We start from the raw sequence: 8,948 nt of genomic DNA, 5'->3' as shown, positions 1-8,948 counted from the left end.
TGCGATGGGCCTCACGCTCCCTGTTGGGAAGTGCCCGCTAAGTGGCGGGGCAGCTTGGTGCCTTTGCTACATATGAATCAAGTCTGCCCTACAAACGTGATAGCGTTCGTCCCCCCTGCCTGCTATTGCTGCGGCTCATCTGAGCCTTGGCCGGCGCGCTCGCCCCCGTGATCAAACAGTTCGATTAGCCGAGGCCTGAAGCGCAGGTGTCTGACTCGCCGTTAGGGCGAAGGACTCGGCACCTGGAGCGGCACGTTCGACAATCCGTGGGACTGGCGCCGGGAGCGACCGTGAGGCGAGGGCGAGTCCCCCTTTGCCCAATCTAGGCAGCTAACCTTTCCCACGCGGCTTGTTGCCGCCGCTGCGCTCAAACTCATCGACAGTGGCGGCCGGGTTTTTCCCAATCCTCTCAACCGTCAAGTTGCCGCGCTCGATTTCAGCGCGCAAGGTGCCTAACGGTCACGGCGCCTTTCAATACGAGATCACACGCTTCTTTCAGCGTGATCGGGTCGTTATCAAGCAGATCGTCGAGCGTTCTTCTGGGCATCGGTCCCATTCCCTCCTCAAAGTTCAACCTCCTTGCGTCTTGCAATTGGTCTGTCCGGCTGGGGAGGGATAGCGTGATCTTCGGGGACAAGCCTCACGAAGACGTCTCCGAATTGAACGACCGGCGCATAGCCGGCCTTCGCCGCGCCCTTGCATAGTGCTGTTACCTGATTAGCAGACAGCGTCAGTTTCTTTGTCATTTTCACAATCCACTGTGTCGCTCGCGCTTCTGCGCTCTAAAGTCGATCACCGAAACGTCGCTGTCGGGCCACACCACTGCTGAAAATGTCCCCCATGCTAGACGCCTGAACAGCATTCGGGTCCAGAGACAGCAGCCATTCGTCTAGGCGTTGGCGAAGATATCTGTGGCCATGTGTGGATTGCGTGAACTGTATGGGCTTGACCGGGTACTTCTCCTTGAAGGTGTCGATCGATAAGCCACAGTAGGCTGCCGACGTCTTGAGGTTCATCGCGGCCGGCCAGTAGGGAATCTCCTTCACGCTCATCCGAACTGCCCGCCGTTGCGGATTGCCGAGCAGCATTGCCACTTCCGCCAGTTTGATGGGCGGCGTCAGCAGCGTTGGATTGACCTCAGATTTGGACATCGGCCTACGGTCGGCCAGAGTTCTGAGAGCGGCAAGGGCCTTGAGGAGGCCCGAAGTTGTGGAAAGCGGGGATACCGCAATCTTTCACACCTTCCGCAGTCTCACCCCAGGCCCGCCTCCGTTCTCCGGGATGAACTCGACGCCGGCCACTTCCAGCGCCTCTCGAAGATCTGCAAGCGTTCGCTCGTAGGGTGATCGGCGGTTCGCTTCAAAGTTGGCGATAGTGGCCTTAGCCACCTTCGATTCCGCCGCCAACTTATCCTGAGACCAGTTGATAAGTGCTCGCGCGGCTCTGCACTGGGCAGGGGAGATCGACATAAAAGTGCGAACCTTATATTAAACGTGTTGACTTCATCGGTGATGTAGCCTTACATTGTTAATATAACCTTAACACAATGTAGCACAACGGAGGAAACGCCATGAACCCTCTCCCGATCGTAAAATCGTTCCCTCAATTTTGGTGGGCGATCTCAAGAGGAACTCAACGGGCATCTGCCAAGACGGCGCCGCGCACCGAAGCGCCCGAGAGTTCAGACAGAGATCACATCATCATGAATCACCACGTCACCCGCCGTACCATCGTAGCAGCCGCCGCCGCCACAACTGCGGCAATCATGCCGGACTGGAGAGAGGCTGTAGCTGCCCCGGCCACGGAACACGTGGACGCTGAGCTTGTGCGCCTAAGCGCTGAGTTTCAGCGCGAATATGAGAAATGGGTTCCGCTCTGGCTCGTGTCGGAGCGCACATTTGGGGTCTGGCGCGAGACGGTTGACGCCAGGGGGCTGACAATCAAAGACAACTACGATGAGGTCTGGTCGGTTTTTCAGGAGGTCGGCGCGGAGAGCGCGGGTGACGCCAGCAATGCCCAGCTTGATGTTTTGAATGACCTTAGCGAGTGTATTCGGGCGATACCCCCGCAAACTATCGCTGGGCTCGCCGCTTGGGCAAGAGTCATACGGTTCGAAAGCATCCCGGCTCCGGTGGAACTGTGTGACCCGCGCGGAGATTGGGATTGGAACCACAAATGTCTGGCTGACTTCTTCGAGCAGGTGGAGCGCCTAGCCGGACCACAGACCCCGCTCGCAAAGGCCGATGAGGCCGATTCGGACGACGACCTACATCAGTTTCAACAGCCGCTTGGGCACTGGTCGCAGCTAGCGGACGGTGACAAGCGGGAAGTTCTGAGCCTTTTGAAGGGAGGCCAAGCGAAACTCGCGGCGTGAGGCGTAGTCACCAACGATAACCAAGCCCGGCTTCGGTGACGTGGCCGGGCCTTTCGCTACCGGCCGAAACCTGTTTGACTAGCCGCTTGCAAACCGCCGGGAACGGTCGATGCCATCGCCATTGCAACCCCGGCCGCTGCCGCATGTGTCATGCCGGACGAGCCAGACGCCGAGCTTCTGCGCCTCGGCGCCGAGTTCCGTTCCGGCACATGTAAGATGGGAACTGGCTGCCGCTCTGGCACGAGATGCGGCTCACCCATGATGACCTGTGGATCGCGGAACTCGACGCTCGCGGCATGAGGTGGACTCATGGCGGCCGACAGCATCGCCTCCAGCCTGCGGCTGGCGACATAACTGCTAGGGGGCCTGTTCACGACGCAATCGAGGCGGCCTAAGGAGCAGGCCGGCCGCGCAAGCTGAAACGTCCCGCCCGCCCGGCTGCGCGAGTGGCCGGGGGGCTTTATGTGCCATCCATGTGCCGTGGAGCCGCCGCACGTCAGAAAAAGTCGTTTGTTTTCAATGGTAGTCATTGGCACGTGGATGGCACATGAAAAAGGCCCCAAATGGGGCCTAAGTGCTTGATTTTGTTTGGTAGCGGAGGAGGGATTCGAACCCCCGACACAAGGATTATGATTCCTCTGCTCTAACCGACTGAGCTACTCCGCCACGCCGCCATCCCGGCGCGCTGGCGCGCCGCTTGCAAGGGCAGCGGGGGTATAGGGGTGGTTGGCCGAACCTGTCAAGCGCGCAGACTGCGGCTTTGCGCAGCGCGATGCGGAACCGCTTGCCGACGGTTCCGGCGAGCGGCCAACGGATGAACGCGGGGCGGTCGCGCGGCCGCCAGGCGTCCCCGCTTCGTGCCTGGACGGAACTGCGCAGGATGGCGCGGGGTTCGGCGGAAAGCCGCGGGTGGAAGGGTCCAGGCCGCGCGCGTGCCGAGCGGCGGCGGCTCTTGCGCGCCGCAGCGGCCTTTCCCATGTTGAAATGCGCTTTCGCGCTGAAACCAATCGTGCGCGGCGGCGCCCTTGAGTTCGCGCCGGGCGGTGGCTATGTCTGCCCCGACGAATCCACCCGCCGGGCCGGGCCCGCCCAGAGTTCATGACTTGATGAAGCCGCGTATCGCTGTCCTTGGTTGCGGATACTGGGGGGCGAACCATGTCCGCACGCTGAGGGACCTCGGCGTGCTGCGGGCCGTCTCCGATGCCAATCCGGCGCGCGCCGAAGGTTTCGCCGTCGAGCACGACTGCCTGGCAATCGCCCCCGACGAGCTCTATCAGCGCGACGACGTTGACGCGGTGGTGATGGCGCTGCCGCCGCAGTTCCATGCCGAGCAGGCGATCCGCGCCGTCGAGGCGGGCAAGGACGTGCTGGTGGAGAAGCCGATCGCGCTGACCGTGCCGGATGCCGAGCGCGCCGTGGCGGCGGCCGCCCGCCACGGCCGCATCTTCATGACCGGCCATGTGCTGCGCTTCCATCCCGCCTTCGAAAAGCTCAAGGCGCTGATCGACGCCGGCGAGCTCGGCACGGTGAAATACATCCACTCGCACCGGCTCGGCCTCGGCAAATTCCACACCGAGAACGACGCGCTGTGGGATCTCGCCCCGCACGACCTGTCGATGATCCTGGCGATCACCGGGCAGGCGCCGACCGAGGTGCGCGGGGAGGGGGCCGCCCTGCTCGACCATCTCAGCGACTTCGCCCACCTGCACATGCTGTTTCCGGGCGGCCTGCGCGGGCACCTGTTCACCTCGCGGCTCAACCCCTATCGCGAGCGGCGGCTGACCGTCGTCGGCACAAGGGCGATGGCGGTGTTCGACGACGTCGAGCCGTGGGACAAGAAGCTCGCCATCTACAAGCACGAGGTCTGGCAGGACAGCGGGCAGTGGCTCGCCACCGCCAACGAGCCGGCCTATGTCCCGGTCGAGGGCGGCATGCCGCTGACGCGCGAGCTGCAGCATTTCCTGCACTGCATCGAGACCCGCGAGCCGCCGCGCACCAGCGGCGAGGAAGGCGTCAACGTGCTGCGCATCCTCACCGCCGGAACGGTCGCGCACAACTGAGCGGGCGGGAAAGAATTGCCGGTGCGACCTCGAGGCTCGCCTTCGACGACTTCGCTTCAGAGTTGAAACCATGCCGGCAAGGTGCGGGCCGCCACGGCGGTCACCAGACGTTGGAGGGCGAGTCTCGAAGGACGAACATCCTCAATTCGCACTTGCCGGCCCGGCCATCAGCGCACGGACACGGTCGGCCAGGCTGAGCGGCCGGTCGGGGGACGCATTGCCGGCCGGCGTGCCGACCACTGCGCGGATCGGCGAGTCCGGCCCGTCAAGCCGCGCCGTGAGCGCGATGACCCCGGCGGCGATCTCGTTCATCTGCTCGCGCAACCGGGCATCCTGGCCGCCTGGCGGGACGCCGGCTCCGTCGCGCGCCACGGCGTCGGCGCGCAGCTTCGCGTTCTCCTGCGTCAGGGCGACGATGCGTTGTTCGAGATCGCCGCGCTTTTCCGGTGACGCGTCTTTCCCGGCCGTTTTCGCCCTCCCATCCGCCAGGCGAGCGGTGAGGTCGGCCACCCTCGCCTCGAGCTGCAATTTCTCGTCGAGGGCCCTGGTGAGCCGCGCGTCGAGTTCGTCGCGCCGCGTCGTTTCCCCCTTCAGCCGCTCGCGCATCTGTGCAAGATCCTTCTCGCGCCGCTCGACCGCCTCCTCGCGATCGGCAACCGTCGCCAGCATCCGCTCGACCCGCTTTTCCAGATCGACCGCCTTCTTCTTCTCGGTGCGCGCTGCGTCTCGGGCGCCATGCAGCTCGGCCTCGAGCTCGCCGATGCGCTTTTCCATCCCGCCGCGTTCGGCCATCAGCATGCCGAGATCGGTGGAAAGCCTGTCGACCTCGCCGGCGCGCGCCAGCAGTTCGGCCTGACGATGCACCGAAGCCAGATTCGCCGTTTCGTAGAGGCCGTTCAGTCTGTCGAACTCGCTGGCGCGGGCGGCCAGCGCCTGGTCGGATTCGGCCAACCTTTCGGCCAGCTGCTCCAGCTCTTCCTGGCGCCGGCCGAGCTCAGCCTTCAGCTCGTCGCTCCGGGCTTCGATCTCGCCAAGCGAACGGTCCTTCTCGTCGCGCTCCGCCGCGAGCTGCCGCAGTTCCTCGCGACCGCCCCCGATCTCCACCAGCTGCGCGGCGGCCTTGTCGCGCAATTCCTTGACGCTCATCTCCAGGCGTCGGGTCGACAGGGCGAACTCGGCCCGCAACTGGTCGCGATCGGCCTGGATCTCGTCGAGCGTGAGCGGCACCGATGCTTCCACGCGCTTGCGCGTCAGCCGCACGGCCCGCCGCCATACCGCCGGCGCGATCAGCAGCGCCAGCAGGCCGGCGCACAGGAAGCCGAGGGCGAAGAACAGGATGGACTGGATCACGGCTGGCCCCATGACGCACGGCGGAGGCTTTCCTCGCCCCCACCCTTTCCCTAACGCCGGCTTGCCGCCGCGTGCAAGCCGGTCGATCGGGCAGACCGTGCGATCAGAACGGGTTCCAGGTCGGCTTCGGCGTCAGCTTGAGATAGCCGACGTTCACGCCAAGCCGCGCTCCGACGCCGGTGCGCACCGGCACCAGCAGCACGTCGCCGTATTTCAGAACGTTGAAGCCGACGCCGGCGACGATGTAGGCGGACCCGGCGACGCCGATATAGCGCCGGTAGAGCGCGTCGATCTGGTCGAGATTGTAGACCAGCATCATGATGCGCGAGCCCTGGCCGCCGAAGTCGAAGCCGAGCGACGGCCCTTGCCAGAACACTTTGTGATCGCCGGCATTCTTGGTGTAGAGCGTCCCCTCGCCATAGGTCAGGCCTCCGACGAAGGCGCCCGACCCCTCCTCGCCCAGGACATAGCCGTTGGGCAGCCCGTAGGAGGAGAAGATGTTCTCGACCGCCGTCGCCAGCCCGCCCGAGGTCGCGCCGAAGAAGCGGTGTCCCGAATCGACGATCTCCTGGGCGGTGTATTCCTGCTGGGCGTGGGAGGACGAGGCGGCGAAGCCGAGAACGCCTGCCGCCACAAGGACCACGGCTGCGAACCGGAAGACGATCCGCTCGAAAAATCGGAAAAGCATGCTTCTGTAACTCCGTCCGCGAGCCCTTCGCCGACGTCCCTGCCTGTTGCCGCTCTTGCCGGCGGCGTCCGGATTTACCATGCCAGCCTAGGCCGTAATCCTTTTTCAACCATTAAGCTCTCACATGAACGTGGCGGTTCGAAGACCGGACGAGCGCTTTCGCGCCGGCTTTCGCGACCGCCCGCGCTCCGTTCTACCGACAGGCCGGTTTGGTCGAGACGCCTGGGTGCCTTATACCCGGCGACGGGGAGTGAGACTGATTCGGGCAGGCCGGCACGGTGATCGCGGCTTGCGCCAAAATGGGCGATCGCCGGGGACCGAGCATTCGATGGCCGACATCTTCACCCTCTCCGCAACCGACCTCGCCGCGCTTCTGTGCAGCCGGGTCTGCCATGACATCATCTCGCCGGTCGGCGCGATCAACAACGGCCTCGAATTGCTGGACGAGGGCGGCGCCGACGAGGACGCCATGAACCTGATCCGCGCCAGCGCCCGCAACGCCTCCGCCAGGCTGCAGTTCGCCCGCATCGCCTTCGGCGCCGCCGGGTCGGCGGGCATGGTCATCGACACTGGCGACGCCGAGACCGTCGCCACCGCCTTCCTCCGAAACGAGAAGCCCGACTTCGAATGGAGCGGGCCGCGCTGGCTGCTGCCCAAGAACACCGTCAAGCTGCTGCTCAACCTGATCCTGGTCGCCAACGCCGCCATCCCGCGCGGCGGCAGGATCGGCGTCATCCTGGAGGGCAGCGACAGCGATCCGCGGTTCAGCATCGCGGCGCGCGGGCCGATGCTGCGCGTGCCGCCGAAATTCCTCGAGCTGCACTCGGGAAGCCGGCCCGAGGAAGCGATCGACGCGCATGCGGTGCAGCCCTATTACACCCTGCTTCTCGCACGCGAGGCCGGCATGCCGATCTCCATCCATGCGACGGCCGACGAGATCGTCTTCTCCGCCGCCCGCGCGCAATAGCCAGGAAGCCTCACCCGGATCCCCGGCACCGGCATGGCGGTGCCGGGAGATGGTCGCAATTTAGCGGAAACTTTACCCAGCCCATTCTCCGTATCTTTACCCGCCTGCCGTAGCCTTCGACGCGCCGCATTCAAGCCAGCTTGCAAGCCCTTCGCGGACGAGAAGGACCCCGCATGAAACGATGCATGTTCGTCGACGACTCCAGCGTCATCCGCAAGGTCGCCAAGCGCATCCTGAACGGTCCCGACCTGATGCTGGTGGAGGCCGCCAGCGGCCTCGACGCGATCGAGATGTGCGAGGGCGACATGCCCGACATCGTGGTGGTGGATTCCGCCCTTCCCGATCTGCCGACCATCGAGGTGATCCGCCGCATCCGCGCCATTCCGAGCGCCATCGTCCCGCACATCGCGATCTGCCTGACCGAAATGGACGTCGCCGCCATCATGCGCGCCAAACGGGCCGGGGCGCAAAGCTACATCCTGAAGCCGTTCAACCGCGCCCAGCTCCTGGAGCGCTTCCGGGCGATGGGCGAGACGAAGTCCGCGGCGTCGGCCGCATAATTCGACGAAACCTTCCCGAAAAAACGACAAAAGCCCGGTCAATACCGGGCTTTGTTGCGGGATATGGCAGCGTTTTCAGGCGATTTCGCGCATCTCTTCCGGCTCGCGCAGCACGTAGCCGCGGCCCCACACCGTCTCGATAAAATTCTGGCCACCGGACGCGGCGTCGAGCTTCTTGCGCAGCTTGCAGATGAAGACGTCGATGATCTTCAGCTCCGGCTCGTCCATGCCGCCATAGAGATGGTTGAGGAACATCTCCTTGGTGAGCGTCGTGCCTTTGCGCAGCGAGAGCAGCTCCAGCATCTGGTATTCCTTGCCGGTCAGGTGCACGCGCTGGCCGCCGACCTCCACTGTCTTGGCGTCGAGGTTGACGATCAGGTCGCCGGTGGCAATGACCGACTGGGCGTGGCCCTTGGAGCGGCGGACGATGGCGTGGATGCGCGCCACCAGCTCGTCCTTGTGGAACGGCTTGGTCATGTAGTCGTCGGCGCCGAAGCCGAGGCCACGCACCTTGTCCTCGATGCCGGCCATGCCGGAGAGGATCAGGATCGGCGTCTTCACCTTGGAGAGCCGCAGCGTGCGCAGCACCTCGTAGCCCGACATGTCGGGAAGGTTGAGGTCGAGCAGGATGATGTCGTAGTCGTAGAGCTTGCCGAGGTCGACGCCCTCCTCGCCGAGATCCGTCGTGTAGACGTTGAAGCTCTCGGACTTCAGCATCAGTTCGATGCTCTGGGCCGTCGCACTGTCGTCTTCAATCAGCAGAACGCGCATCCATATCCCCTTTTCTGCTGCTGCACCGGCCACGGGCGCCACGCGGTGCCGGAGCAGTGATTGCCTGAACCCAAAGCTGCCAGCGAATGGTTAACAAAACATGATTCCAGTTGGCAAGCCACAACTTTGCCAGTCAGCTCTTGGGTACACTCACTTGATTCCACTCGTGAATCGTCAC

9 protein-coding genes, 1 tRNA gene and 1 pseudogene are annotated in these 8,948 nt (G+C 64.2%); 4 read left to right on the top strand and 7 right to left on the bottom strand.

Annotated features, from left to right (window positions below; all coding sequences use genetic code 11):
- Positions 1–563: 563 nt before the first annotated feature.
- The 3 genes and pseudogenes from AC5JDC_RS02960 to AC5JDC_RS02950 all read right to left on the bottom strand — a co-directional run.
- Positions 564–746 carry a hypothetical protein gene (locus tag AC5JDC_RS02960; RefSeq protein WP_495838962.1) on the bottom strand — a complete coding sequence of 61 codons (183 nt, stop codon included), beginning with the start codon at positions 744–746 and terminating at the stop codon, positions 564–566.
- A 36-nt stretch (positions 747–782) separates the two neighbouring features.
- Entirely contained in the window at positions 783–1,151 is a 369-nt protein-coding gene (locus AC5JDC_RS02955) for a hypothetical protein (protein WP_495838960.1), read from the bottom strand.
- Positions 1,152–1,241: 90 nt separating this feature from the next.
- A pseudogene (locus tag AC5JDC_RS02950) lies at positions 1,242–1,469 on the bottom strand (helix-turn-helix domain-containing protein); the annotation flags it as partial.
- Between the two features lie 101 nt (positions 1,470–1,570).
- Here AC5JDC_RS02950 and AC5JDC_RS02945 point away from each other — a divergent pair.
- On the top strand, positions 1,571–2,374 hold the full coding sequence (locus AC5JDC_RS02945; protein WP_495838958.1) for a hypothetical protein: 804 nt from the start codon (positions 1,571–1,573) through the stop codon (positions 2,372–2,374).
- Between the two features lie 589 nt (positions 2,375–2,963).
- Here the strand turns inward: AC5JDC_RS02945 and AC5JDC_RS02940 are convergent.
- A tRNA-Met gene (locus AC5JDC_RS02940) sits at positions 2,964–3,040 on the bottom strand.
- Between the two features lie 440 nt (positions 3,041–3,480).
- Here AC5JDC_RS02940 and AC5JDC_RS02935 point away from each other — a divergent pair.
- Positions 3,481–4,434: a Gfo/Idh/MocA family protein gene (locus AC5JDC_RS02935; protein WP_495838956.1), complete on the top strand. Its 954-nt coding sequence runs from the start codon at positions 3,481–3,483 to the stop codon at positions 4,432–4,434.
- A 141-nt stretch (positions 4,435–4,575) separates the two neighbouring features.
- Here the strand turns inward: AC5JDC_RS02935 and AC5JDC_RS02930 are convergent, their stop codons facing one another.
- Positions 4,576–5,784: a coiled-coil domain-containing protein gene (locus tag AC5JDC_RS02930; RefSeq protein ID WP_495838954.1), complete on the bottom strand. Its 1,209-nt coding sequence runs from the start codon at positions 5,782–5,784 to the stop codon at positions 4,576–4,578.
- Positions 5,785–5,887: 103 nt separating this feature from the next.
- Entirely contained in the window at positions 5,888–6,472 is a 585-nt protein-coding gene (locus AC5JDC_RS02925) for a DUF1134 domain-containing protein (protein ID WP_106775290.1), read from the bottom strand.
- A gap of 328 nt (positions 6,473–6,800) precedes the next feature.
- On the opposite strand from AC5JDC_RS02925, the gene chpT reads away from it, so the two are divergent.
- Entirely contained in the window at positions 6,801–7,439 is a 639-nt protein-coding gene (chpT, locus tag AC5JDC_RS02920; RefSeq protein ID WP_106775291.1) for a histidine phosphotransferase ChpT, read from the top strand.
- A gap of 173 nt (positions 7,440–7,612) precedes the next feature.
- Positions 7,613–7,999: a response regulator gene (locus AC5JDC_RS02915; RefSeq protein ID WP_495838951.1), complete on the top strand. Its 387-nt coding sequence runs from the start codon at positions 7,613–7,615 to the stop codon at positions 7,997–7,999.
- Positions 8,000–8,074: 75 nt separating this feature from the next.
- Here the strand turns inward: AC5JDC_RS02915 and ctrA are convergent, their stop codons facing one another.
- A complete protein-coding gene (ctrA, locus tag AC5JDC_RS02910) occupies positions 8,075–8,770 on the bottom strand; it encodes a response regulator transcription factor CtrA (protein WP_106775293.1) in 696 nt (231 codons plus the stop codon).
- Positions 8,771–8,948 lie beyond the last annotated feature (178 nt).

The sequence above is a fragment of the Kumtagia sp. genome, from assembly GCF_059502445.1.
The sequence above is the reverse complement of the archived record's forward strand: the minus strand, read 5'-3'. Positions and strand labels throughout refer to the sequence as shown.